Annotated in this window: 21 protein-coding genes; 6 read left to right on the top strand and 15 right to left on the bottom strand. The window is 60.7% G+C overall.

Going from position 1 to position 25837, the window contains the following annotated elements; genetic code table 11:
* Positions 1-25 precede the first annotated feature (25 nt).
* From ttcA to FHX16_RS12135, 10 genes are all read right to left on the bottom strand, one after another.
* Positions 26-910: a tRNA 2-thiocytidine(32) synthetase TtcA gene (gene ttcA, locus FHX16_RS12180; RefSeq protein WP_183862625.1), complete on the bottom strand. Its 885-nt coding sequence runs from the start codon at positions 908-910 to the stop codon at positions 26-28.
* Between the two features lie 59 nt (positions 911-969).
* A complete protein-coding gene (locus FHX16_RS12175; protein WP_183862627.1) occupies positions 970-1899 on the bottom strand; it encodes a glutaminase in 930 nt (309 codons plus the stop codon).
* 69 nt (positions 1900-1968) lie between these two features.
* Positions 1969-2586 (bottom strand): 30S ribosomal protein S4, encoded by a 618-nt coding sequence (rpsD, locus tag FHX16_RS12170; RefSeq protein ID WP_183757462.1) that lies wholly within the window; start codon positions 2584-2586, stop codon positions 1969-1971.
* Positions 2587-2841: 255 nt separating this feature from the next.
* Positions 2842-4299 (bottom strand): alkaline phosphatase, encoded by a 1458-nt coding sequence (gene phoA, locus FHX16_RS12165; protein WP_183862630.1) that lies wholly within the window; start codon positions 4297-4299, stop codon positions 2842-2844.
* A gap of 153 nt (positions 4300-4452) precedes the next feature.
* A complete protein-coding gene (locus FHX16_RS12160) occupies positions 4453-5967 on the bottom strand; it encodes an ATP-binding protein (RefSeq protein WP_183757513.1) in 1515 nt (504 codons plus the stop codon).
* A gap of 91 nt (positions 5968-6058) precedes the next feature.
* Positions 6059-7186 carry an MFS transporter gene (locus FHX16_RS12155; protein ID WP_183757464.1) on the bottom strand — a complete coding sequence of 376 codons (1128 nt, stop codon included), beginning with the start codon at positions 7184-7186 and terminating at the stop codon, positions 6059-6061.
* 114 nt (positions 7187-7300) lie between these two features.
* Entirely contained in the window at positions 7301-8101 is an 801-nt protein-coding gene (gene murI / locus FHX16_RS12150) for a glutamate racemase (RefSeq protein WP_259128516.1), read from the bottom strand.
* Positions 8082-8912 carry an RNA methyltransferase gene (locus tag FHX16_RS12145; protein WP_259128514.1) on the bottom strand — a complete coding sequence of 277 codons (831 nt, stop codon included), beginning with the start codon at positions 8910-8912 and terminating at the stop codon, positions 8082-8084. Before FHX16_RS12145 ends, murI begins: the two co-directional genes overlap by 20 nt.
* A 62-nt stretch (positions 8913-8974) precedes the next feature.
* Positions 8975-10939: an FUSC family protein gene (locus tag FHX16_RS12140; RefSeq protein ID WP_259128512.1), complete on the bottom strand. Its 1965-nt coding sequence runs from the start codon at positions 10937-10939 to the stop codon at positions 8975-8977.
* Positions 10940-11102: 163 nt separating this feature from the next.
* Entirely contained in the window at positions 11103-11633 is a 531-nt protein-coding gene (locus FHX16_RS12135; protein WP_183862636.1) for a hypothetical protein, read from the bottom strand.
* Positions 11634-11821: 188 nt separating this feature from the next.
* Here FHX16_RS12135 and FHX16_RS12130 point away from each other — a divergent pair, with 188 nt between their 5' ends.
* The 3 genes from FHX16_RS12130 (at position 11822) to FHX16_RS12120 (ending at position 14285) form a co-directional block, all read left to right on the top strand.
* Positions 11822-13033, top strand: a complete 1212-nt coding sequence (locus FHX16_RS12130; protein ID WP_113521065.1) for an NADP-dependent isocitrate dehydrogenase — start codon at positions 11822-11824, stop codon at positions 13031-13033.
* Between the two features lie 82 nt (positions 13034-13115).
* Positions 13116-13562 (top strand): GNAT family N-acetyltransferase, encoded by a 447-nt coding sequence (locus FHX16_RS12125; protein WP_259128508.1) that lies wholly within the window; start codon positions 13116-13118, stop codon positions 13560-13562.
* Positions 13563-13664: 102 nt separating this feature from the next.
* The gene (locus FHX16_RS12120) at positions 13665-14285 is read left to right on the top strand and encodes a glutathione S-transferase family protein (protein ID WP_259128506.1); all 621 of its coding nucleotides are present in this window, start codon (positions 13665-13667) and stop codon (positions 14283-14285) included.
* Position 14286: 1 nt separating this feature from the next.
* Here the strand turns inward: FHX16_RS12120 and FHX16_RS12115 are convergent, their stop codons facing one another.
* The 3 genes from FHX16_RS12115 to recA all read right to left on the bottom strand — a co-directional run bounded on the left by FHX16_RS12115 (position 14287) and on the right by recA (position 19178).
* Positions 14287-15138 carry a GyrI-like domain-containing protein gene (locus FHX16_RS12115; RefSeq protein ID WP_259128505.1) on the bottom strand — a complete coding sequence of 284 codons (852 nt, stop codon included), beginning with the start codon at positions 15136-15138 and terminating at the stop codon, positions 14287-14289.
* A gap of 134 nt (positions 15139-15272) precedes the next feature.
* Positions 15273-17933 carry an alanine--tRNA ligase gene (alaS, locus tag FHX16_RS12110; protein ID WP_183862644.1) on the bottom strand — a complete coding sequence of 887 codons (2661 nt, stop codon included), beginning with the start codon at positions 17931-17933 and terminating at the stop codon, positions 15273-15275.
* Between the two features lie 156 nt (positions 17934-18089).
* Positions 18090-19178 carry a recombinase RecA gene (gene recA, locus FHX16_RS12105; RefSeq protein WP_016554154.1) on the bottom strand — a complete coding sequence of 363 codons (1089 nt, stop codon included), beginning with the start codon at positions 19176-19178 and terminating at the stop codon, positions 18090-18092.
* A 240-nt stretch (positions 19179-19418) separates the two neighbouring features.
* Here recA and FHX16_RS12100 point away from each other — a divergent pair, with 240 nt between their 5' ends.
* Complete coding sequence (locus tag FHX16_RS12100; protein ID WP_183862646.1) at positions 19419-20363, top strand: carbohydrate kinase family protein; 945 nt, start codon at positions 19419-19421, stop codon at positions 20361-20363.
* A 28-nt stretch (positions 20364-20391) separates the two neighbouring features.
* Positions 20392-21318: a pseudouridine-5'-phosphate glycosidase gene (locus tag FHX16_RS12095; protein ID WP_114712814.1), complete on the top strand. Its 927-nt coding sequence runs from the start codon at positions 20392-20394 to the stop codon at positions 21316-21318.
* A gap of 31 nt (positions 21319-21349) precedes the next feature.
* Here the strand turns inward: FHX16_RS12095 and cckA are convergent, their stop codons facing one another.
* Positions 21350-23950 (bottom strand): cell cycle histidine kinase CckA, encoded by a 2601-nt coding sequence (cckA, locus tag FHX16_RS12090; protein WP_183862648.1) that lies wholly within the window; start codon positions 23948-23950, stop codon positions 21350-21352.
* 286 nt (positions 23951-24236) lie between these two features.
* Here cckA and FHX16_RS12085 point away from each other — a divergent pair, with 286 nt between their 5' ends.
* On the top strand, positions 24237-25268 hold the full coding sequence (locus tag FHX16_RS12085) for a flagellar biosynthetic protein FliO (protein ID WP_183862650.1): 1032 nt from the start codon (positions 24237-24239) through the stop codon (positions 25266-25268).
* Positions 25269-25339: 71 nt separating this feature from the next.
* Here FHX16_RS12085 and dksA read toward each other — a convergent pair whose 3' ends face one another.
* On the bottom strand, positions 25340-25759 hold the full coding sequence (dksA, locus tag FHX16_RS12080; protein ID WP_007532954.1) for an RNA polymerase-binding protein DksA: 420 nt from the start codon (positions 25757-25759) through the stop codon (positions 25340-25342).
* Positions 25760-25837: the final 78 nt, after the last annotated feature.

Genomic DNA, 25837 nt, shown 5'->3' with positions numbered 1-25837 from the left:
TTTCCTTCTTTGGCGTGAGCGCCGACTATTCGCTCTTCGGCGCGGTCTCTCCGGCCATCAGGCCGGCGAAATCGAAAAGCTTTGGATCGAGCAGATGTGAAGGATTCACATGTGCGAGTGCTCTCAGCATCGTGTCCTTGCGGCCCGGCATGCGCCGTTCGATATCGGCGAGCATGTCCTTCATCGCATTGCGCTGCAGCCCGTCCTGGGAGCCGCAGAGATCGCAGGGAATGATTGGAAACTGCATGGCAGCCGCAAACTTCGCCATGTCGTCTTCCGCGCAGTAGGCGAGCGGGCGCAGTACCATCAGGTTGCCCTCGTCATTGAGCAGCTTCGCCGGCATCGAGGCGAGCCGCCCGCCATGGAAGAAGTTCATGAAGAAGGTCTCGAGGATATCCTCGCGGTGGTGGCCAAGCACCAGTGCGTCACAGCCCTCCTCCCTGGCAACCCGGTAAAGATTGCCGCGGCGCAGCCGTGAACAGAGCGAGCAATACGTCGCGCCCTCCGGAACCTTCTCCTTCACGATCGAATAGGTATCTCGATATTCGATCCGATGCTTGACCCCGACCTTGGTAAGATACTCAGGCAGGATATGCTTGGGGAAGTTCGGCTGGCCCTGGTCGAGATTGCAGGCGATCAGTTCCACCGGCAGAAGACCGCGCCACTGCAGGTCGAGGAGAAGGGCGAGCAACCCGTAGGAATCCTTGCCGCCGGAGACACCGATCAGCCAACGCTTCTGCCCCTTCAGCATCGCAAAATCGTCGAATGCCTGCCTGACGTTTCGCAGCAGCCGCTTGCGCAGCTTGTTGAACGATACCGAGTTCGGAGCTTCGGCAAAGAGCGCGTGCGCGATCGCGCCGTCCGCGTTCGGCGTTTCAAGCTCATCGGCAATGTTGGCTGCGATGTTCATTCTCTCTTCCAATCAGTCACTGCCTCCGCCTTAGCAGAAAGCGCCAAGACAACCCAGCATCAATCCCCGAAAACCGACCAGCCCGTGCGCGCGGCCAGCATCTCGAGCGCGACAGCACCGAGCTGTGAGTTGCCGACCTTGTTCAGGCCCGGTGACCACGCAGCGATGGACGCGATGCCGGGGGCCACAGCAAAGATACCGCCGCCGACGCCGCTCTTTCCGGGAAGGCCGACGTGGTAGGCGAAGTCGCCGGAACCATCGTAGTGGCCGCATGTCAGCATCAGCGCATTGATGCGCCGGGCCCGCTTCGGCGATACGACCGAATGGCCGGTCATCGGGTTGCTGCCACGTGCGGCAAGGAAGAGCCCTGCCTTCGCCAGTTGCTCGCAAGTCATCGATAGAGCGCACTGGTGGAAATAGACGCCAAGCACGTAATCGACGGGATGATCGAGGTTGCGATAGGAACGCATGAAATTGGCGAGCGCCGCATTGCGGTAGCCCGTCTGCGTCTCTGACTTTGCAACGCGATCATCGATGCTGATCGACTCATCATCCGCCAGATAGCGGACGAACCGCAGCAACTCGCCGATCGCCTCGCGCGGCGCATGGCCGGCCATGACGACATCTGTCACGGCAATCGCACCGGCGTTGATGAAGGGATTGCGCGGAATGCCCTGCTCGTGCTCGAGCTGGACGATCGAATTGAACGCCGAGCCCGAAGGCTCACGGCCGACGCGCTTCCACAAGCCCTCGCCGACTTTGCCGAGCGCAAGCGTCAGCATGAAAACCTTTGAAATGCTCTGGATGGAGAACGGCACGTCTGCATTGCCGACGTTATAGACCTTGCCGTCTACGGTCACCACGCTCAAGCCGAACTGGTTCGGGTCCACCTTGGCAAGCTCTGGAATATAGTCCGCAACTTTGCCTTCGCCGATACGGGGCGCCAGTTCCTTATGGATGCTGTCGAGAACTGCCTGCAAGTCCGTCATCGTACCTCTCCAGATAACAAAAAAGCCGCCCCAAGAGGCGGCTTTTCCGTAAGCGAAAACGCCTCGCGATTAACGCGAATAGAATTCGACCACCAGATGCGGCTCCATGACGACCGGATAAGGTACGTCGCCGAGCGCCGGAACACGAGCAAAGGTCGCAACCATCTTGTTATGGTCGACTTCGATGTAGTCCGGAACATCGCGTTCAGCCAGGGAAATCGATTCCAGAACGGAAACGAGCTGCTTCGACTTCTGACGAACTTCGATGACATCGCCAGCCTTGCAACGGTAGGAACCGATGTTGACGCGGACGCCGTTCACGGTCACGTGGCCGTGGTTCACGAACTGGCGGGCAGCGAAAACGGTCGGAACGAACTTGGCGCGATAGACGATCGCGTCCAGACGGCACTCCAGAAGACCGATCAGGTTTTCAGAGGTGTCGCCCTTGCGGCGGGAGGCTTCAGCGAAGATTGCACGGAACTGCTTCTCGCGCAGGTCACCGTAGTAACCCTTGAGCTTCTGCTTGGCGCGCAGCTGCACACCGAAGTCCGAAAGCTTGCCCTTGCGGCGCTGACCATGCTGGCCCGGGCCGTATTCGCGGCGGTTCACCGGGGACTTCGGACGGCCCCAGATGTTTTCGCCCATACGGCGGTCAATCTTGTACTTGGACGATTCGCGCTTGCTCATCGTATTTCCTTTCAGAGTGTTACGGCGGCTTGTTTCCAAACCGCTCGAAGGAAACACGCCCTCCTTTGATCTTCTTTCGAGGATCCGACAGGATCATCCTATTACGCGAACAGGACAAATCCACGGGACATGTCAAATGAAACACCGGACATCTCTGCCCGGTGCTGCGCGGTCTTTAGGGCGAAGTCGCTGGAATGTCAATCACAATTCCACGCCCTCGCCCCTCAATAACCCCGATGTGCCAGGCTTGGGAGCTTACTTGGCGCTCGCCGTTTCGGTCTTCAGGCCGAGTGCGTCGCTGATCGTATAGAACAGATCCGTCTGGTCCGTCAGGCCGGTGACATTGGCGGCACGCGGTCCAAAGGCAGCGATACGCAGCTGCGAGCCGGTGTGACCCTGATCGTCAGCGTCGTCGGAGTTGCCGTAGCTCACGGCCATGACAGCGCCGTCCTTCGTCATCAGCGCTTCCGTCAGGCCCGGAGCCTTCGTATCGGCATCGACGATCTGGCTGGCGTGCGCATGGTCGGCGGTGACGATAACGAGCGTGTCGCCGGCTTCCTGAGCGAACTTCAGCGCTTCCTGAACGGCTTCGTCGAGATCAACCGTCTCGCCAATCTGCCCGCACGGATTGGCGGCATGATCCTGCTTGTCGATCGAGGCGCCTTCGACCTGCAGGAAGAAGCCCTTCTCATTTGTCCGGAGCAACTCGATCGCCTTCGACGTCATCTGTGCCAGCGTCGGGGTTGCTGCCGTGCGCTTCTCGTTCGGCTTGCAGACGACAGGTTCCTTCTCGACATTGCCGTAGTGGCTGGCCTTCGGGCCTTCCCAGCGAACAGGCATGTTGCCCTCGGCAAACAGGCCGAGCACCGGCGCGCTGTCGTTCGCCTGCTTGACAGCCTGGAGCTCGTCGAGATTCGAGACGATCTTGTAACCACGCTCCTCGGCCTGCTGACGAAGCGTCTTGTCCTTCCATTCGCCTGCCTTCGCGGCTTCGGCGAAGCTCTTGGCGCCGCCGCCGAGCGTCACGTCGGCGCGTGCATTGAGCAACTGCTCGCTGATCGATCCCTTGCCGCCGTTTTCAAGCGCGTTCGTCGGGCACTTCTCGGTCGTGGACAACGGGCTGTAGCACTTGCGCTGGGTCACGTGTGCGATCTGGACTGCGGGCGTCGCATCCTGCAATTCGGCCGTCGAGACGTTGCCCGTGCCGATGCCGGCGGCCTTTGCCTTTTCGAGGAGGGTTTCGTGCGCCTTCTCGTGAATGTCGACGCCGATTGCGCCGTTATAGGACTTAACACCGGTCGCCCAGGCGGTGCCCGAGGCAGCGGAGTCGGTGACGTAGGTCGGCTTGCCCGTCTTCTTGTCGAGCGAATAATGCGTGTACTGGCCGGTGACCGGCAGCGCATCAATGCCCTTGAAATACTGGCCGGCGCCAACCGCGTAGTTGCGCGCGATGGTGATTTCGGAATCGCCCATGCCGTCGCCGATCAGCAGGATGACGTTCTTCGGGCGTGTGTCGCTCAGCGCCGCGCGATAGGCTTCGGTGATATCGCCGGAAAGGCGGCGTGCGCCACCAGGAGCACTCAGATCGGCGCTTGCCGCGCGCTGCAGAAGCTTGTTCGCTGCATCGTCGGCATAGCCTGGCTGAATGGCGACGGTTGCAAGCAGGCCGCCGACGACAAGGCGCAGCAGCGGGTGACGAACATTGTTTCTCATGACCGAGATCTCCTTTTGATAATCCGCATCGACCGCATGGGTCGCGCGCCTTATCCACCACCCGAATGAAGCTCTTGTGACAAAAGCAACTTCTTCGTGTGACATTTGAGATCGACTATAGACCGAGCCGATTACCCGCGCTCGATCCAGTCTTCATTCCGCTGCGGAGCGCATTTCATCCGCATCGGGCGCGTTGGCATCGCCGGGGGCTGTCTGGCAATTCATATCGGGGAACGCGACGATGCGCTTGCCGGCGAAATCCGTGTGGACCACGACCGTCCCCTGCTCCTCGAAATAGCCGAGCAGACGTCGCGCCCGCCGGGCCGAATGAGTGCCGTAAGCCCGGGCAATCCGCGCATCGGATGGGCACGGCTCGCCGCAGACCGCAGCCTTTGCCAGCATCAGGAAAACACCCTGCAGATCGTCGGTGACACCCGAAGAGAGCGACAATGCCGTTGCCCAGGCCTCGGTCTCTGCCGTGGCGGCATCCACGCCGGAGCGAGAAATCGCCACGCGGCGCCGAAACTCCGGCAGGGACATCGGAGGGCCCGGGACCCGGCGCATGCGAAGGCGCACAAGGAAGTCCTGATAAAGCACCGAATCCGTTCGGAATCCCGAGCTTGGATCGTCGAGTATCTCGTGCAGCACCGCCGTCAGCCTTTCCTCGCGCTCCTCGGCGGACAATTCGGGCTGAGAGGAACGCGCCTCCGAGACGGGCGCCGAGGCAGCAGGCGCGGACCGCGACAGTTCGGCAAGAATGTCGGTGGTCGGACGTGGCGCCGGCGGAGCACGGCGCACGATTGGCCTCTGGAACTCCTCTGGATCCGGCGTGAAGATTAGGTCCTCGACGTCCTGCGGGGCATCCGGCAGCGGCATGAGCTTCGGACTCGAGGAACGCGCGGAGGTCTCGACATTGCCGATCTGGATTGGCAGTGGGCGACGTGACAGAGCTGGCCCGAGCGCAACGAAATTGCCCCGCTTCAGATCGCGGAACATTTCCGCCTGCCGCCGATCCATCCCGAGCAGATCGGCCGCACGCGCCATGTCGATGTCAAGGAAGGTGCGGCCCATCAGGAAGTTCGAGGCTTCGGCGGCCACGTTCTTGGCAAGCTTTGCCAAGCGCTGCGTCGCGATCACCCCTGCAAGACCGCGCTTACGACCGCGACACATCAGGTTCGTCATGGCGCCGAGCGACATCTTTCGCGCGTCGTCGGAAACTTCGCCAGCGACCGACGGCGCGAACATCTGCGCTTCATCGACCACCACGAGGACCGGATACCAGAACTCGCGATCGGCATCGAACATGCCATTGAGGAAGGCTGCGGCGGCGCGCATCTGCTGCTCGATCTCAAGCCCTTCCAGCGTGAGAACGCAGGAAACGCGGTGCTGCCGGATGCGGTTGGCGATGCCGGCAAGCTCCGCTTCCGTACGCTCACCATCGACGACGACATGACCGAATTTGTCCGACAAGGTGACGAAGTCACCCTCGGGATCGATGATGACCTGCTGCACCCACTGCGCGGACTGCTCGAGCAGACGACGGAGCAGATGCGACTTGCCGGAGCCGGAATTGCCCTGCACCAGAAGACGGGTAGCCAGAAGCTCCTCGATATCGAGCGTGGCCGGATTGCCTCCCGACGCCGATCCCATATCGATACCAACCTGCAATGTCACATTCCTCTTTCAATCAAACACGGCGTCGTAGCAGATCAGACCGTGTCTTTGGCAACACGGCAACACAAACCCACAGGAGAAAACGTCAGAACCTGGGCTTCAGCATCCGTGTGAAAACCAAGCTGATCAGCAGCGGAACCAGCAAAATGGCAAGCCCGACGCGCAACCCCAAGACCTCGGCGATGAAGCCGATCAACGGAGGTCCGATCAGGAAACCTGTGAGAGCCATGAAGGACAGGATCGCGACGTTGGCTGCCGCCGGTCGGTCCTTGAGGCTCGCCGCGGCAGTGACAGCCAGGGGAAAACCGACCGACACGCCGATCCCGACCAAGGCAAACCCCGCCAGAGTCACCAGGCTATGCCAAGCAAAGACGACAATCAGCATTCCTGTAAGAGCCGCCACCCCACAACCACGGGCCAGCGCGATTGCCCCGAAACGCTGCTTCAGGTGGTCGCCGCTGAAGCGTCCGGTCGCCACCATCATCGCGAAAATCGTGTATCCGATACCCGTCATCATGCCGTCTGTCTGGAAAACGTCCTTGAGATAGACGGCGGACCAGTCGGCAATCGCGCCCTCGGTCATGGTGATCCCGAAGACGAAGGCGCAGATGCCGAGAAGCGCGCTGCTCGGCAGCTTGAACGGCATGTGCGGCGGAACCGAGCCCGCCTCGCGATCGGGCGGCAGACGAAGGCTCGCGACGATGGCAAACGGCAGAACGACGAAGGCGGCTGCCATGATCGCCCATTCGGCAGGGGCAGCAATCGCGACCATTCCCGAACCAAGCAGGCTGCCGGCCATGATACCAAGGCTCCAGAAGCCATGGCAGCGGTTCATGATGATGGAGCCAGTATCCTTTTCGGCGCGGTCCGCTTCGACATTAAGCCCCAGCTCCAACGTCGACATTGCAACGCCAAGCAACGCCAACGCGATGAACAGCTCGATCGACGTTCGAGAGAAAGCGGGAAGGCAGACGATCACCGAGAAGACGACAAACCCGGCTAGAACGGTGGTCTTACCCCCTATCCGCGCCACCACTCGCCCGGCAAAGGGCAGCGTCACGAGAATCCCGACCGGCATGCCGAGCAGCGCCAACGCAAGATCGGCTGGACCAAGCTCCAGCCGGGCCTGAATTTCGGGGATGCGCGGCAGCCAACTGCCGAATGCTATCGGCTGCAGGAAAAAGATAGCCATTACAAGCTTTTGAAAGGACATGCGGAGCTCGGCGGGATCGATGCGAATCACAACCCCAGTTTGCGCAGTCGCATGGCCTTGCGATAGCCCCTATTGCATCAAGATCGATCCCGCGTCGCGCGACAGCGCCGTACGTCAAGCCTTCAGCCCAAATCCCTGCATCAGCCGCCGCGTTGCAAAATCAGGATTGCCTGAGGTGAAGACCGCAAAGTCGAAGTTATCGGGATGCACGGCATCGGCGACATGCGGAACGAGGCTTCGGGCACGTCTGGCAATTGCCTCCGCCGGATCGAGCCAATCGACGGGCCAGGGTGCGAGCCGACGGAACACGTTGGCCATGAAGGGATAATGCGTGCAGGCGAGAACCACGATATCGGTCTTCGAACCGTCCTTCTCCACGAAGCACTGGTTTATCTCGGAAAGCACAGCCTCGTCAGACACAGCATCGCCGCGGATATAGGCCTCTGCCATCCGCGCCAGGTTTTCGGACCCGACCAGGCGCACGTGGCACTGTTGCGCGAAGGATTGGATCAGGTCGCGCGTATAGGCGCGCTTGACGGTCCCCGGTGTCGCCAGCACAGAGACCAGCCCTGAGCGCGTCCGCTCGGCGGCCGGTTTGATCGCCGGCACAGTGCCGACAAAGGTCATCCGGGGAAACGCCGCACGCAAGTCCGCCCCGACAAGCGTGAAGGCAGTGTTGCAGGCGATGATGCAGACCTCGGGATCGTAGTCGACAAGCAGCTTGGCGAAAAGGCCGATGACCCGTTCCTTCAGCGCCTGTTCTTCCCAGCCCCCATAGGGAAAGCCGGCATCGTCAGCAATATAGACAAACCCGCGCTCCGGCATCAGCACGCGCGCCTCGCGGAGCACAGTCAGCCCCCCGATACCGGAATCGAAGACCAGAACCGGTTTCAGTTCATTCCGCGCTGCTGTCATCTTTCGATTGTTCCTTGGCGTCTACGGGCGGCCGGCTACCGCGCGGATATTTCCGCGAGAAGCGGTCGAGGGAGGAAATCACGCCGCGCAATACACTGATTTCCTGTTCCGTGAACGCGCGGCGGGAAAGGACTGCGCGCAGGTTGTCCACCATTTTTGGCTTTTTCGCGGGCGGATGGAAATAATTGCGTGCGTCCAGCGCTTCTTCCAACTGATCGTAGAGACCGAAAAGTTGCTCTTTCGTGGATTGCGTCTGCGACATCGCCTGGAAGGGAACGGCCGCGACATCCTCCATGCCCGACTTCATCCACTCGTACGACATCAAGAGCACCGCTTGGGCGACGTTGAGTGAGGCAAAGGCGGGATTGACAGGGAAGGTCACAATCTCGTCGGCGAGCGCTACCTCTTCGTTGTTGAGCCCCCAACGTTCGCGGCCGAAGAGGATACCGGTGCCCTCACCTGCGCGGAACTTCGCTCGCAGCGTTTCTGCCGCCGCCACGGGTGAGCGTACGGGCTTGAAGCCATCCCGCTGCCGGGCTGTCGTCGCATAGACGAAATTCAGGTCGGCAACCGCCTGTTCCAGCGTCTCGTAAACCTTCGTGCCCTCGATCACATGATCTGCCTTCGAAGCGGCAGCCTGTGCCTTCTCGTTCGGCCAACCGTCGCGCGGATTGACGAGCCTCAGCTCCGCCAGGCCGAAGTTCGCCATGGCACGCGCGACCATGCCGATGTTCTCGCCCATCTGGGGTTCGACAAGGATGATCACCGGACCTTCCCTGAGAAGTTGCCGCTCGCTGTTCGTGCCTGCCATAACGCTGGATCCTTTTGCTAAGCAAGCGCGGGAATAGCCAAGCCGGACCGAAACGGCAAGGGTCAAGCACCAGCGTAGAGTCTCTCCAAGGTAGAACCGATCATCTCCAGCCCAAGGCGAGAGCCGGGACGCGAGAGCGGCAAATGCCGTCCGGGCGTGCCGCCGGTCTTTCTATCGACGAAGAAGCACTCCGACTGACGCTTTGCCAGAAGCGTTACGCGCTGAAGCTCTGCGTCAATCAACTTCGGGCTCTCCACATCGCTGGCGGCTGCTTCCTGGTCTCTGGCCATAACCCGTGCCCAATAGGTCGCGGCGAGAAAGATTGCCAGCGTTTGCCGAATATGTCCCGGCTTGGTGACAATCGACCAGGAGGTACCGAGAGGACGTGCCGCGGTGGCCACATCCCGGTATGCGGCGTCGAGCTTCTGCGAAAAGGCGATCAACGAGTCGGTCGCGTTCTTCGCACCAGCGGCAGAAAGAAGTTCTTCCAAAGCCGAGAACCACTTGCCAACTGCCATATCCAACGCTCCCCGCGTCCGCGACGGAAGGACGACAAACGCGACGAACGTGCCGGCAGCTGCGCCCAGCATGGTTTCCTCGATGCGCAACAACAGGAGATCGACTGTCAGCGATCCCATCATTCCATAGACGAGGCAGAGTGCGATCGACACGAAGAAGGTCATCGTCGCGTAGGATGTCTGCAAGAAGTAGAAGGCGAGGAAAATGGTGATCGTCGTGACGGCAAGCGCAGCCACCATATGCGCCGTGAGAACGGTTGCCAAAACCAGCCCCATGGCGATCCCGAGAAGCGTCCCAAGTGAACGCTGCAGCGCCTTCATAGCGGTATCACCACGGGAATTGGTATTCGTGAACACCAGGAACGAGGCAAGCACCGCCCAGAACCAACGCTCTCGCGAAATCATAAGTCCGAATGTCATCGCGATCGCCGATGCCAAGGTTATCTGCAGCGCGGAGCGGATCAGCGGATTATTGAGCGAAAAGTCGATCTTCGCAGGAGCGGCAATTTCATCTGTCACGGCAGCGACCTCGGCAAATCCTGTCGCATAGCCCCTTTCGATCGTCTCTGCGAGCAGCGCTCTTGCCTCTCCCAGGCGGATCAAAGCCTGGCTTGTTTCTGCCTCTAATTCGTCCAGTGTTTCCAGCATTGCCGGCGGCGGAGAGCCGTCTATGATCGCGTGAACGAGAGGAAATGGCGGCAGGCTTTGCGAACTGAGCACGATGGCACTCTCGGCGGCAAGATGGGCGTCGAACAGGCGGATCGCCAACACCGCCGCCGGCTCAGTGCCCTCGAAGACGCCCGCCGGCGGTCGTGGTATGAAACCCTCGGCCATCAACACGACTTCCTTCAGCCGCTCCTCCAGCTGCCTCAATTCCTGTGCATCCTTGTCCGCCATTCGCCCCACGGACGCGAGGGCAGCAATCTTGAACAAAATCTGGTTGATCCGGCCGCGCACGCTTTCCAGCGAGCGCAAGAGATCCCGACGCCAATCGTCGGGAAGCACCAGAGAACGTACGGCATGCCCGATCAAAGCCGGAGCGACCGGCCCGATCGCAATCAGCGGAAGGTCTGCGATGTGCGGGCGGAAGTAGGCTCCGAGAAAATAGGAGGTGAAGGCAAACATGCCGATCGCATGCCCACGCGGCCCGAACACACGTCCGGCCGAGGCAAGAAAGATGATGAGCAGGAACGCTGCATCCGACACATAGCGGTTTGTTTCGAGGACCGCGGCGAGGCCGACGACACAGACGCTTGCCACGCAGCCCAATAAACGCGTGACGAGCTGGGAGGCACCGCCTTTGTCCTTTACCGCAACCCCGCCTTCGATCGAGAGGACAATGCCGAGACCGTAGGCCGCCGCCGGGAGCGGAACCAGCAGATGGTGGATTGCCAATAGCGCTCCAAACGAGAGAACCATCGCTAGCGTTACCCGCGACGCGATGCGCAGACGCGACAGCGCCGGGTCGTGCGCGAGCAACCAGTCACGGAAGTCAAAACCGGAAAGCACGCATCCCCGCCCCTTGTTCGTGACGTCGAGCAGTCATTGATTGAGGGAAGCCTCGTATTCCTTCGCGGGACGGCCCGCCATCCCTCGCACAACCGCCATTCGGCAGGTGGAAACTAGCGCATTCGTCAGCCCGGGAAAGTGCCGTCCGGAGCCATCCAAGTCATCATTGTCCCTTAGCGATCTGCACCATGGTGTTTTTGAGCGAGTTCGGTGGTTGGCCCGGATCGCCTTCGGTGACGATGTCGTCGATGACCGGCTTGCCGGCCTCCTCGAGCATCTCAAAGCGGACGGTCGTGATCGCCTGCTTGTCCGATCCGTCATCCATGCAGGTCGCCTTCTTGAAGGTGACGACAACTTCCGTTGCACTGTCGGCGGACGGCTTGGGCGTGTAGGTCAGATCCTCAAGCGGACATGCATCCTCGCCATTGACGATCACATCGTAGTCGAACGGCGAGACACCGTCCTCGTCGGCAGCCGGGTTCTGAATGGCCGCCTGGTATTTCGTCACGAAGTCTTTGCTGTAGAGCCGCGAAAGCCTGCTTGGATCGAAGATGTCGATCCAGTCGCTGTCTGCGCCAGACCAGTTCTTGATGGTCGCGTCCATGATCTCTTTCACAGGCGCCGTAACGTCGGCGGCGAACATCGGCGAGGCTGAACCGAGCAGGACCGCTAAGGCAAGGGAAGTCTTCTTCATGACGAGCATCCGGGCAATGGTTTTGCGCCGGAGACTAGCCATTTTCCTCCGCTTGGCAATGGCCGCAAAAACACCGTCCCCTTCTGCTTCCGGCTTTGCACTCCCGGCCCACAATGCTATAGCGCTCGGGATTTGAAATCACCCACCCGGGACGCCTGTCCCTCAAAAAGCTCGAACGAGGCAGATACATGAAGAAGATCAAGGTCGCCAATCCCGTCGCCGATCTCGACGGCGATGAAATGACTCGCATCATTTGGCAGCTCATCAAGGATAAGCTGATCCATCCGTATCTCGACCTCGATATCGACTATTTCGACCTTTCCGTCGAAAACCGCGACGCCACCAATGACCAGGTGACGATTGACGCTGCCAACGCCATCAAGAAGCACGGCGTCGGCATCAAGTGCGCGACGATCACGCCGGACGAAGATCGCGTCAAGGAATTCAACCTCAAGCAGATGTGGAAGAGCCCGAACGGCACGATCCGCAACATCCTCGGCGGCGTTATCTTCCGCGAGCCGATCATCTGCCAGAACGTTCCGCGCCTCGTTCCCGGCTGGACCAAGCCGATCGTCGTCGGCCGCCACGCTTTCGGCGACCAGTACCGCGCCACCGATTTCAAGTTCCCGGGCAAGGGCAAGCTGACCATCAAGTTCGTCGGTGAGGACGGCCAGGTCATCGAAAAGGAAGTCTTCGACGCTCCCGGCGCCGGCGTGGCCATGGCCATGTACAACCTCGACGAGTCGATCCGCGAATTCGCGCGCGCCTCGATGATGTACGGCCTGATGCGCAAATGGCCGGTCTACTTGTCGACCAAGAACACCATTCTCAAGGCCTATGACGGCCGCTTCAAGGACATCTTCGAAGAAGTCTACCAGACCGAATTCAAGGCGAAGTTCGACGAAATCGGCATCACCTACGAGCACCGCCTGATCGACGACATGGTTGCTTCCGCTCTGAAGTGGTCTGGTGGCTACGTCTGGGCCTGCAAGAACTACGACGGCGACGTCCAGTCCGACACGGTTGCCCAGGGCTTCGGCTCGCTCGGCCTGATGACCTCCGTTCTCCTGACGCCGGATGGCAAGACGGTCGAAGCTGAAGCTGCGCACGGCACGGTGACGCGTCACTACCGCCAGCACCAGAAGGGCCAGGAAACCTCGACGAACTCGATCGCCTCGATCTTCGCCTGGACCCGCGGCCTCGCGCATCGCGCCAAGCTCGACGACAACGCCGAACTGGCGAAGTTCGCGGCCACGCTCGAAAAGGTCTGCGTAGACACCGTCGAAGCCGGCTTCATGACCAAGGACCTGGCGCTGCTCATCGGTCCCGATCAGCCGTGGCTCTCCACCACCGCCTTCCTCGACAAGATCGACGAAAACCTGCAGAAGGCGATGGCATAAGCCAGACGCAAATATCAGAATGGACGGCGGGGATTTCCCCGCCGTTTTCGTTTCAGGACAAGATAACAAGGGAACAACTGGAATGACCGCGACTATCAGACCACTTCAGCCTTCCGAGCGCGCGGCATGGGAACCGCTGTGGCTTGCCTACCAGCGCTTCTATGAAGTCGTCATTCCCGACGAGACGACCGACCTGACATGGAGCCGGTTCCACGACCCCGCCGAGGGCATGCATGCGCTCGGCGCATTCGATCCCGAGGGAAAACTTGTCGGCATCGTCCATGCCATCTTCCATCGCTCGACCTGGTTGCCGAAATGGACGTGCTATCTTCAGGACCTCTACGTGGAAGGCGATCAGCGCTGCCTCGGCACCGGTGCTGCCTTGATCGATGCGGTCGCCGATCTTGCGCGGGAGAATGGCGCCGGACGGCTCTACTGGATGACCCACGAAACAAACGCCACCGCCCGAAAGCTGTACGACCGGATCGCTGCGCGCTCAGGCTTCATCCAGTATCGCAAGGCGCTTTGATCGAACACGCGGACTTTGCTTCAACCAGCACTGTCCTATTTCCCGGCAGTGGATAGCTGGGTCGAGGGGGACCGACGAAAACCGAACAGGAGGAGGAATTGAATGGCTGAGGAACTGATACTCTACACGAACCCCATGTCACGCGGCCGCATCGCCCGCTGGATGCTGGAGGAGACCGGCGCTCCCTATGAAACCAAGATCATCGGTTTCGACGGCGGAATGAAGTCGCAGGAATATCTCGCCGTCAACCCGATGGGAAAAGTGCCCGCGATCCGCCACGGCAAGACCGTTGTCACCGAATGCGCCGCGATCTGCGCCTATCTCGCCGACACCTTCCCGGAAGCGGAGCTTGCCCCGAAACCGGATGAGCGCGGCAACTACTATCGCTGGATGTTCTTTGCAGCCGGGCCGCTCGAAGCCGCAGCGACCAACAAGGCGCTGGGCTTCGATACACCCGCCGACAAGAGCCGCATGGCGGGTTACGGCAGCTTCTCGGATGTCATGAACACGTTGGAGAAGGCCGTCGGTGCCTCGACCTACATAGCAGGCAATCGCTTCACTGCGGCCGACGTCTATGTCGGCTCGCATATCGGCTGGGGCATGAGCTTCGGCACGCTCGAGAAGCGCCAGGCTTTCGTCGATTACTTCGGCCGCCTGATGGAACGTCCCGGCTTCAAGCGGGCGTCGGAAATAGACGACGCTTCCATGAAGGCAGCCGAATAGGCTAGCCAAGCGGCATGTAGATGTCGGTCAGAAGCTCGGTCGGCGGTACATCGCGAGGGTTGTTCAGGTATTCCTCGAACATGAGACTGTCGCGCAACTGCCGGCCGGAAACAGGCAACCACTCCGCGTAGAGCCACTGGTAGGCCTTGTGCATGTCGGCGTAAGGCCCCTTGTGGCGCAGGACGGCATACTCGCCGCCATCAAGCATCTGGGCCTGCAGTGGCGGCGCAATGGCAACATCACCGTCAGTGCTCGCACACGCGATGGAGCGCAGCTTGTCGGCGGGCACGATGTCGGGATCGTCGAAGTACACACCGATCATCCGCATCGTTGGCTTGGCAAATCCGCGGACATGCAGGGTGCCGAACAGTGTCTCGAAGGCCTGGCCGATCTGCATGTAGGAGCCGAGGTGCGGTACGCCAATCAATTGAATTGGGTCAATCTTGCGTATGGTAACATCAAACATCGCTATGATCTTTCCGTTAGGTGAAGGTTCAAACGCTGTGTGACTACCCTTCTTCCGGTATTGCGCCGGCGGCATGCCGTAGACCGACTTGAAAATGCGGTTGAATGACTGGAGGTTGGGATAGCCTGATCGCTTTGCAATTTCCCCAACTGAAAGATGCGTACCGACGATATCGCCCGCAGCACGATGCAGCCGCAACCGCTTTACGGTCGCGGCAAGTGTCTCACCATGAATGGCTCGGTAGACCCGATGCCAGTGATAGCTCGACATGCAGGCGATCTCTGCAAGCTTGTCCATATCCAGATCCTCGTCGAGGTGATTGTGGATATGGGCGGATACCCGGCGAAGCCGAGCTTCATAGAGCGTCCATGCCGTTGCGCCATTCATGTCAGAACCTCTTGCAAACCGATCGGCCAACAGAACCATAGCGTGATTTGACAAATCCTGCGGACTTCGACGACTACGCAAAGAAAAAGGCGGGATCACCCCGCCTTTCTAAAAATCGATGTAGTTCAGTACGCTCAGCTTGCCAGCGCGAGCGCCACGGCTTCGATCGCCTCATCGGCCTTCGCACCGTCGGGACCACCGGCCTGGGCCATGTCGGGACGACCGCCGCCGCCCTTTCCGCCCAATGCCGCCGACGCGACGCGGACGAGATCGACAGCGCTGAAACGGCCAGTCAGGTCAGGAGTGACGGCGACAACGGCGCTTGCCTTGCCATCGTCGGATACGCCGATCAGAGCAACGACGCCGGAGCCGAGACTTGCCTTGCCGTCGTCGGCGAGACCCTTGAGATCCTTCGGATCCACGCCCGAGATCGCCTTGCCGAGGAATTTCACGCCGCCGACTTCGCGCACAGCATCATCGGCGCCGCCCTGCCCGCCGCCCATAGCGAGCTTGCGCTTGGCGTCCGCCAATTCCTTTTCGAGCTTGCGGCGCTCGTCCATCAGCGCCTCGACGCGCGACAGCACCTCGCCCGGCTGGACCTTGAGCGCGCCGGCAAGCGCCTTCACGCGCTCGTCCTGCTCGGCAAGATAGGCACGCGCCGGCTCGCCGGTCACCGCTTCGAGGCGGCGCACGCCGGAGCTCACCGCGCTGTCGCCGAGAATGCGCACGAGGCCGATGTCACCGGTCGCCGACACATGCGTACCGCCGCAGAGCTCGACCGAGTAGGCCTTGCCCGCCTTGGCGCCATGCAGCCCGCGGCCCATCGAGACCACGCGCACTTCCTCGCCGTACTTCTCGCCGAACAGCGCCATCGCACCTTCAGCGATCGCGTCGTCGACGCTCATCAGGCGCGTCGTGACAGGCGAATTCTGCAGGATGATCTCGTTGGCCATATCCTCGACGCGCTTCAGCTCTTCCGCCGTCATCGGCTTCGGATGCGAGACGTCGAAACGCAGGCGCTCCGGCGCAACCAGCGAGCCCTTCTGCGCCACGTGCGTGCCGAGAACCTCGCGCAGCGCTTCATGCAGCAGGTGGGTCGCCGAGTGGTTGGCGCGGATGCGCGAACGACGGGCGTGATCGACGGTCATGGCAACCGCGTCGCCGGCCTTGACGCTGCCCTCGACCACGGTACCGGTGTGGACGAAAAGCCCCTCGCCGCGCTTCTGCGTGTCAGAGATTTCGATCTTCGCGGTGTCGGAGGAGATGATCCCAGTATCGCCAATCTGGCCACCGGATTCACCGTAGAACGGCGTCTGGTTGACGACGATCTGCACCTTGTCGCCCTTGGCGGCCGCGTCGACGGTAACACCGTCCTTGACGATCGCCTGTACCACGCCTTCGGCCGTCTCGGTGTCATAGCCGAGGAATTCGGTTGCGCCGTGCTTGTCGCGCAGCTCGAACCAGATGGTTTCCGTGGCCTTGTCGCCGGAGCCGGCCCAGTGCGAACGGGCCTCCGCCTTCTGCCGCTCCATCGCATCGGTGAAGCCGGCGAGATCGACGCTGATTTCGCGGGCGCGCAGCGCGTCCTGCGTCAGGTCGAGCGGGAAGCCATATGTGTCGTAGAGCTTGAAGGCGGTATCGCCGTCCAACATGTCGCCCTTGCCGAGCGTTGTCGTCGCGTCGGAGAGCAGCGACAGGCCGCGCTTCAGCGTCGTGCGGAACTTGGTTTCCTCAAGCTTCAGCGTCTCGGTGATCAGCGCTTCGGCGCGCACCAGCTCCGGATAGGCACGGCCCATCTGCTGGATCAGCGCTGGCAGGAGTTTCCACATCAGCGGCTCGCGGGCGCCGAGCAGTTCGGCATGACGCATGGCGCGGCGCATGATGCGACGCAGAACGTAACCGCGGCCTTCGGCCGACGGCAGAACGCCGTCCGCGATCAGGAAGGCCGACGAGCGCAGATGGTCGGCTATGACCCGGTGGCTGGCGCGCTGCTCACCTTCGGCCTTGACGCCGGTTGCCTCTTCCGAGGCCTCGATCAGGGCGCGGAAAAGATCGATATCGTAGTTGTCGTGCTTGCCCTGCAGGACAGCCGCAACGCGCTCGAGACCCATCCCGGTGTCGATCGACGGACGCGGCAGGTCGACGCGCTCTTCCTTGGTGACCTGCTCGTACTGCATGAAAACGAGGTTCCAGATCTCGATGAAGCGGTCACCATCTTCCTCCGGCGAGCCGGGAGGACCGCCCCAGATATGATCGCCGTGGTCATAGAAGATTTCTGAGCATGGCCCGCACGGGCCGGTATCGCCCATCGCCCAGAAATTGTCGCTGGTCGGGATGCGGATGATCTTGTCGTCGGACAGGCCGGCGATCTTCTTCCAGAGATTAAAGGCTTCGTCGTCGGTGTGATAGACGGTCACCAGCAGGCGCTTGGCGTCGATGGCGAATTCCTTGGTGATCAGGTTCCAGGCAAGTTCGATTGCCCGCTCCTTGAAGTAATCGCCGAAGGAGAAGTTCCCAAGCATCTCGAAGAAGGTGTGATGGCGTGCAGTGTAGCCGACGTTATCAAGGTCGTTATGCTTGCCGCCGGCGCGGACGCACTTTTGCGCAGTCGAGGCGGTTTTGTACGGCCGCTGCTCCAAGCCGGTAAAAACGTTCTTGAACTGCACCATGCCGGCATTGGTGAACATCAGCGTCGGATCGTTTCGCGGCACCAATGGGCTCGACGGAACGATTTCGTGGCCGTTCTTCTTGAAGTAGTCGAGGAAGGTCGACCGGATATCATTCACACCGCTCATGCTATGCCCTTCAATGCTGCCGGGAGGCAGGTCAAAACTTAAATCCAGTGGCTTTTATCGCTCGCCTTAACCACTGTCCAGCAGACAAACAAAACCGGCCGCATTCTCATCGAGGAATGCGGCCGGTTTTGAACTTCTGGCAACCGTCAAGCAGAATTAGCCGTCTGCAGCCTCGTCACCGTCATTTGCATCAGGCCCACCATTCTGCAGGAAGCGGTCGGCAATCAAACCGGCATTCTGACGAAGCGCGGTCTCGATCTCGCGCAGGAGATCCGGATTGTCGCGCAGGAAGAGCTTCGCATTTTCGCGGCCCTGGCCGAGACGCTGACTATTGTAGGAGAACCAGGCGCCCGACTTCTCGACGATACCCGCCTTGACACCGAGGTCTACGAGCTCGCCGGTCTTCGAAACACCCTCACCATACATGATGTCGAATTCGACCTGCTTGAAGGGAGGCGCCATCTTGTTCTTGACGACCTTGACGCGGGTCTGGTTGCCAATCACCTCTTCGCGCTCCTTGACCGCGCCAATGCGGCGGATGTCGAGGCGAACGGACGCATAGAACTTCAGCGCGTTACCGCCAGTCGTCGTTTCCGGCGAGCCGAACATGACGCCGATCTTCATGCGGATCTGGTTGATAAAGATAACCATGGTGTTCGACTTCGAGATCGAAGCCGTCAGCTTGCGCAGTGCCTGGCTCATCAGACGAGCCTGGAGGCCCGGCAGATTATCGCCCATCTCGCCTTCGATTTCCGCCCGCGGCGTCAGCGCGGCGACGGAGTCGACGACGAGAACGTCGACGGCACCAGAGCGGACCAGAGTGTCGGTGATCTCGAGCGCCTGTTCGCCCGTATCCGGCTGCGAAATAAGGAGGTTCTGCAGATCGACGCCGAGCTTGCGGGCGTAGACCGGATCAAGAGCGTGCTCTGCATCGACAAAGGCGCAGATGCCGCCCTTCTTCTGCGATTCCGCAATCGTCTGCAGCGCCAGCGTCGTCTTACCCGAACTCTCGGGTCCGTAAATTTCAATGATACGACCCTTCGGAAGGCCGCCGATGCCGAGCGCGATATCCAACCCGAGAGAACCCGTCGAAACCGTTTCGATCTCGACGACATTCTCGTTCGAGCCGAGCTTCATGATTGAGCCCTTGCCGAACGACCGCTCGATCTGTGAGAGTGCCGCTTCAAGTGCCTTGCTTTTGTCCACCGATTTGTCCTCTACAAGCCGCAATGTATTCTGTGACATTCGATCCACCTTTAGGTTATTGAAGCCGCTCAAGCAATGTCGCCGCCAATGCGGATTTTGTACCGCATTTGTTCTCATTGTGCAAGCCGCCTTCAAATGACTGAAAGAAAAAGGTAAAACGGCCTGTGTTCTGCATTTGTTTTAGTGATGGAAAGCAACAGCTTAGAGATAGGGCGCTGCCGGCCAGCCGGGTAGCGGCAGCGGGACGATTCGCATCTTCCGACCTTGCGGGACGATGAGATGAAACAGAAGATTCTGGTCCTTGGCGGAGCTCATATCGACAGGCGCGGACGCATTTCCGGCGACACCGTGGCCGGTGCCAGCAATCCGGGCTCATGGTTCGAGGAGCCGGGCGGCGGCGGCTTCAATGCCGCACGCAATCTGGCGCGATTGGGGTTCGAGGTGACCATGATTTCGCCCCGCGGCGGCGATCCGATCGGTGAGATGGTGAGCGAGGCAGCCGATTTTGCGGGCGTTCACGACCGCCCCTTTGTTTTTCTCGACCGGAAGACGCCGAGCTACACTGCAATCATCGAGAACGACGGAAACCTGGTGATTGCGCTTGCCGATATGGATCTCTATCGCATGTTCGTGCCGCGCCGGTTGTCGATCCGCGCTGTCCGCGAGACCTTTGCCGCGACTGATTTCATCCTCTTTGATGCCAACCTGCCGGCAGAAACGCTGGCATCGATCGTCGAGCGCGCCAAGGCTCTTAGCAAGCCGGTTGGCGCGATCGCGATCTCGCCGGCGAAGGCCGTTAAGCTGAAACCATGCATCCACGGAATCGACTATCTATTCCTCAATGAAGCCGAGGCCGCCGCGCTCACCGGCGAACGGCCAAACGACCCGGCCCACTGGCCGTCACTGCTGAGTGACATCGGTCTGCGCGGCGGCGTCGTCACGCGCGGCCAACGCGAGCTGATCGCGTTTGCAGGCCGCCGCGTTGTTGCCCTGCAGCCCGTAAATCTCGAGGGCGTCGCCGATGTCACCGGCGCCGGCGACTCGCTTGCAGCAGGCGTCATATCAGGGCTTATGCGCGGAATGCCCTTGGCCGATGCCGTGCGCGAGGGTGCGGCCGCGGCAGCCCTGACGGTGCAATCCCCACATGCGGTCAATGAAAATCTTTCTCCGGATTTGGTGAGGGAGACACTTGCCCTTGTTCCGTCGGCGAGAATTTTGCATTGAAGCCAATACAGACGAAATGGAAGAGACAATGACGAAACCGATCTCCCCCCTCCTGCCGATCGCCTACTCCAAGGAAGTCGCAAGCGCCAAGCAGCGCGGCGCGCCGATCGTGGCTCTCGAATCGACCATCATCACCCATGGCATGCCCTACCCTGGCAATATCGAGATGGCCCGCAGCGTCGAGGCGCTCATACGCGAACAGGGTGCGGTTCCGGCTACCATCGCAGTCATCCACGGCACGCTGCATATCGGCCTTGAGTCCGATCAGTTGGAGCAACTGGCGCAGGCGAAGGACGTCCTCAAGGTTTCGCGCGCCGATCTTGCCTTCGCGATTGCCGAGCGCCGTCACGGTGCGACGACTGTTGCAGCCACGATGATCGCCGCGGAACGCGCTGGCATCAAGGTTTTCGCCACAGGAGGGATTGGCGGCGTCCACCGCGGGGCGGAAGAAAGCTTCGACATCTCCGCTGACCTCGAAGAACTCGGCCGCACCGGCGTCATCGTCGTTTGCGCCGGCGCCAAGGCAATCCTCGACATTCCGAAAACTCTGGAAGTGCTCGAAACCGCTGGCGTGCCTGTCGTCACCTATGAAAGCGAGGAATTCCCGGCCTTCTGGTCGCGTGCTTCTGGATTGCGCAGTCCGCTGACGCTCAACAGCCCGGCAGCCATCGCCAATTTCCAGGCGGTGCGCGAGCAGCTCGGAATTGACGGTGGCATGCTGATTGCCAACCCGGTGCCGGAGGCAGACGAGATCCCGCGGGAGGAAATGGAAATCTACATCGAGCGCGCGCTCGACAGCGCCGAGCGCGACGAAATCAGCGGCAAGGAAGTGACGCCTTACCTGCTCAGCACGATCTTCGATCTGACCGATGGCCAGAGTCTGAAGACCAACATCGCGCTGGTGGAAAACAATGCGCGACTGGCGGCAGAAATTGCCGTCGCACTAGCCGGCTGATTGGTTGAAGGAGGGGCGCTTTGGCGCCCCTTTAGCTGTCAAGCGTCTCCTTGACGACGACGGCAAGCTGCTTGAGGGAGAAAGGCTTCGGCAGGAAGCCGAACTTCGAATCCGGCGGCAGGTTGCGCGCAAACGCATCCTCGGCATAACCCGAAACGAAAATGAACTTCAGGTCCGGATAATTCTTGCGCAGTTCGCGCAGTAGCGATGGACCATCCATCTCTGGCATCACGACATCCGAAACGACGATGTCAACCTTACCTTCGAGTTCGTCCATGATATCCAGCGCCTCGACGCCGGATCCCGCCTCGTAAACCGTATAGCCGCGGGTCTCGAGCATGCGCTTGCCACCCCGACGTACCGCTTCCTCATCCTCGACCAACAAGATGACAGCGGATCCGGTCAAATCCTCAGGTTGCTCCACAGCTGCCGGCACGGCTTCGATCGGTGTACCAGCCGCTGGCGTCACGGCGTCCACCTCTGCTGCAACCGCCGGCTCTACGATATGGCGCGGCAGGAACACCCGGAACGTGGTCCCCTTGCCAACTTCGGACTCGGGCTGGATGAACCCGCCCGATTGCTTGACGATGCCATAAACCATCGCGAGGCCAAGCCCCGTTCCCTTGCCCACTTCCTTCGTCGTGAAGAAGGGCTCGAAAATCTTGTCCATGATCTCAGGCGCGATGCCCGTCCCGTTGTCCGAGACCTCGACAAGGACCATGTCCTCATGCGGCATGTAGGAATAGTTGAACGCGGCCACCTCTTCCGCCGTCACGTTCTTCGTGCGAAGCGTCAGCTTGCCGCCTTGCGGCATGGCATCGCGCGCGTTGACGCAGAGGTTGATCAGCACCTGCTCGAATTGCGAAAGGTCCGTCTTCACTGGCCAGAGATCACGACCATACTCAACGTCGAGCTTCACATTCGTACCCGACAGCAGGCGATCGACAAGCATCCTGAGGTCGCCCACCACATCGGTCAGATTGAGCACGGTCGGTCGCATCGTCTGCTTGCGCGAGAACGCCAGCAGTTGCCGCACGAGCACGGCGGCACGATTGGCGTTGCGCTTGATTTCCATCAGGTCCGCAAAGCCTGGATCGGCAGGCCGTGCCTGCAGCAGCAGATGGTCTGAGGACAGCAGGATCGCCGTCAGAACGTTGTTGAAGTCGTGCGCGATCCCACCTGCCAGCGTGCCAACCGCATTCATCTTCTGCGTCTGGGCCATCTGCGCCTCGAGCGCCTTCTGCTCGGTCACCTCGACGGCATAGACGATCGCGGCCTCCTCCGGCGCCTCGTCGCTCTGGTCGATCACCGCATTGACGTAGAAGCGGAAGTGGCGGGCTTCATCCGTCGGCGTGCGCGAATCGATCGGCGGGATATCGCCCTGCCGGTCCTTGGCCGCCGCAAGCGCGTCTTGCAGCCTTGCCTTGTCGCTGTCCTGCACAATGACCTCAAGCAAGGCACCGTTCTCAACGTCATTGCGCGAGACGATTCCGGAAAACAGCTTCAGGAAGGGCGCGTTGGTGCGCAGGATGCGGCCTTCGCCGTCCACCGAGGCGATCGCCATCGGCGTGTTGTTGAAGAAACGCGTAAACCGCATCGCCGCGGCCGAGGCGGATTGGTCGCTTTCTCCGCTCTTCTGGCGGGTCAGCACAATCGTCCGGCTTTCTCCGGGCGCGCCGTCACGCATCGACGTGACGCTGTGAACGATCTGTGCAGGCAGGCTCTGACCGTTCATCTTCTTTAGGTCGAGATCGAGCGTCACCGTCTTCTTCAGGCCGGGATCCGCCTGCACCGACTGGATCAGCGCAAGCCCCTCGCCCGCAACAAAGTCGCCAATCGTTACCGAACCGGGCACGAATTTCGTGAGATCGATGCCGAGCCACTCGGCAAGCGTCGCGTTGAGGTAGAAAATCTCGCCCTTGCGCCCTGCCGAAAAGAACCCAGCCGGCGCATGGTCGAGATAGTCGATGGCATTCTGCAATTCCTTGAAGAACCGCTCCTGATCGTCGCGCTCTGATGTAATGTCGCTGATCTGCCAGATATGAAGCGGTTTGCGTCCTATCTCCTCGCTCCGCAGGCTCCGCGCTTTCAGACGGTACCAATGCGCTCCCGCGCCACTTGTGGCAGGGCCGAGCGACCGCAAAAGGCGGAATTCCTCGCTGCCCTCGCGGCCCTCACGCAGTCCGTTGGAGAGGCGATAAAGCGCCTCGTTCGATTCCCGATGTCGCGACAGCAGCGCTTCAAGCGTCTGAACCTCCGTCGACTTGCGCGCGCCGGTCAATTGACCATAGGCCGCGTTCGCATAGACGATGCGGCCCTTCTCGTCGGTAATCAGCGACCCGTCGGGGTGGCTGTTCAAAAAGGCCCGCGCCAGGCTGTCCGACTGCCGCTGCGGCATGACCTCGATGAAACCGATCACCGAGGACACGAGGAAGAAGATCCCGACCATGGCCAGCACGCCGAGAACACCGAGCACCATCTCGTTGTCTAGTGAGCGTTTGAAGACAACGAACCCGGCGGCTGCGCCAATCAAGACAAGCGCAAGCAGAATGATCCGCAAAGCCGTGCCCGTGCGCCCCCCGCGGTCCAAGAGCGGTTCGTTAAAGTCTTCGGCCTGACGCGGTTTCGTCATCTATTCCCTCGCATGGCCTGCCGGGCTTCGGTCGTAACAGGGAGACAAAGCAGGAATCAGGCGCCTTTTCTTCTTACCAATTTGCGGTCTCCGCAAAAACACTGGTCTCCATGAAGACTGATTGAATTCACAGCGAAGAGCGCCAATTTCGCCATTAAAATGCGTTGTTAAGAAAACATGTTCGAATTCCACTTCGGGTTGGGATGACTGGACAAGGCCGTCGCGACTTGTCTACGAAGTGGTAATATCGCGATGTGGTGCAAAACCGCGAAGGGAGTAAACCAAGATGTTCGATGATCTCATGGGAGCTTACGGAAGCCGCTTCCTTCTTGCCGCTGGCGGCGTCGGCCTAGCTCTGTTGCTGCTGATTGTCGTACTCTTGATCGTCCGTAGCCGCGCGCCTTCGCCCTTCGTCCGTGGTGGTCGCAATCGCCAACCACGGCTGCAGGTTCTCGATGCCGCCGCCGTCGATGCGCGGAGGCGCCTCGTCCTCGTTCGCCGTGACGACGTCGAGCATTTGATCATGATCGGCGGTCCGACCGATATCGTGATCGAGAGCCGCATTGGCGAGGCTGCAGACAAGGCGCTATCGGCCGAGATAGCGAATCAATCTGCACTCGTTCCTGCTCCAGCACCGCCAGCGCCCCCGCAGATCGAGATGGCACCGGAACCGCTAGCGCCCGCTCGTATTGCGCCTGCCGAAGTCCAGAATGCACGGCCGGTCCTTAGCCACACGCCGACCGAACCTCCCGCCGTCGAGCGTGCGCCGATTGAAGCGCGCCCTGAACCGATGAGCGCCCCCTCGTCCGCGTCGCCGCCGCCAGTTGCTGCCGAACGTGAGCGCGCCCCGCGTCCAGCACCGTCGTTCGAACCACGTCAGGCACCCTCGTTCGAACCACGCCCGGAACCACGACCGGCGCCTGCCCCGATCGAAGCTTCAGCCGCCGCTGATATCCTTGATTCGGCCCGCCAGCGTGTGCTGCCGCAACAGCGCATCGAGCCGCAGATCACCCCATCGCCCATCCGAAGCGCTCCTGCGCCCGTGCAGCCCTCGTCGGCGTTCGTTGAAGTGGGAACACTGGCGCCAGCAGTACAGCCGAGCGACTTTCAGCGCATTCTCGAGGAGGAAATGACCAGCACGCTTGCCGCCGAGCGCATCGTACCGGCACCGCAGGCACCTGCACCGCGGCCAAGTCCAGCACCCGGCAACCAACCTCGCCGCGATCCTGAAATGGCCCCGATTACCGGTGCGGATGCTGCTCTTCAAAACGAAGTCGCACGCATCTTCGGTGAAATGAGCGTCAATCGCGACAAATAGTCGATCGACGCACAAGTAAAAAAGGGCACCGCGGAAACCGTGGTGCCCTTTTTCTTGTCGGCATTTCGGGATTATTCGTCCCGGTAGACCTTTTCCCGGCGCTCGTGCCGTTCCTGGGCTTCGATCGAGAGCGTTGCAATCGGTCGAGCGTCAAGCCGCTTGAGGCCGATTGGTTCGCCGGTTTCCTCGCAATAGCCGTAGGTGCCGTCTTCGATACGTTGCAGTGCTGCGTCGATCTTGGAAATCAGCTTTCTCTGGCGGTCGCGGGCTCGAAGTTCGATGGCCCGGTCGGTTTCAGACGATGCCCTGTCAGCAAGGTCCGGATGGTTTGCGCTTTCCTCTGCCAGGTGGTCGAGGGTTTCGCGCGCCTCTCTGAGAATATCATTCTTCCAGGCCACCAGCTTGGCTCTGAAATAAGCCCGCTGATTACCGTTCATGAACTCTTCCTCTTCCGAGGGTACGTAGTTGCTAAGATCGATCTTCTCACTCAACGCGATTCTCCTGAAGAACATCTCATCTGGCGGGTGTATATCGCGAGCACTGCGGTTGATTCAAGCCAAATACGCTAG

Origin of the sequence: Rhizobium sp. BK661 (assembly GCF_024808825.1) — a bacterium.
Lineage (GTDB): Bacteria > Pseudomonadota > Alphaproteobacteria > Rhizobiales > Rhizobiaceae > Rhizobium.
This window is presented reverse-complemented; position numbering and strand designations above follow the sequence as displayed.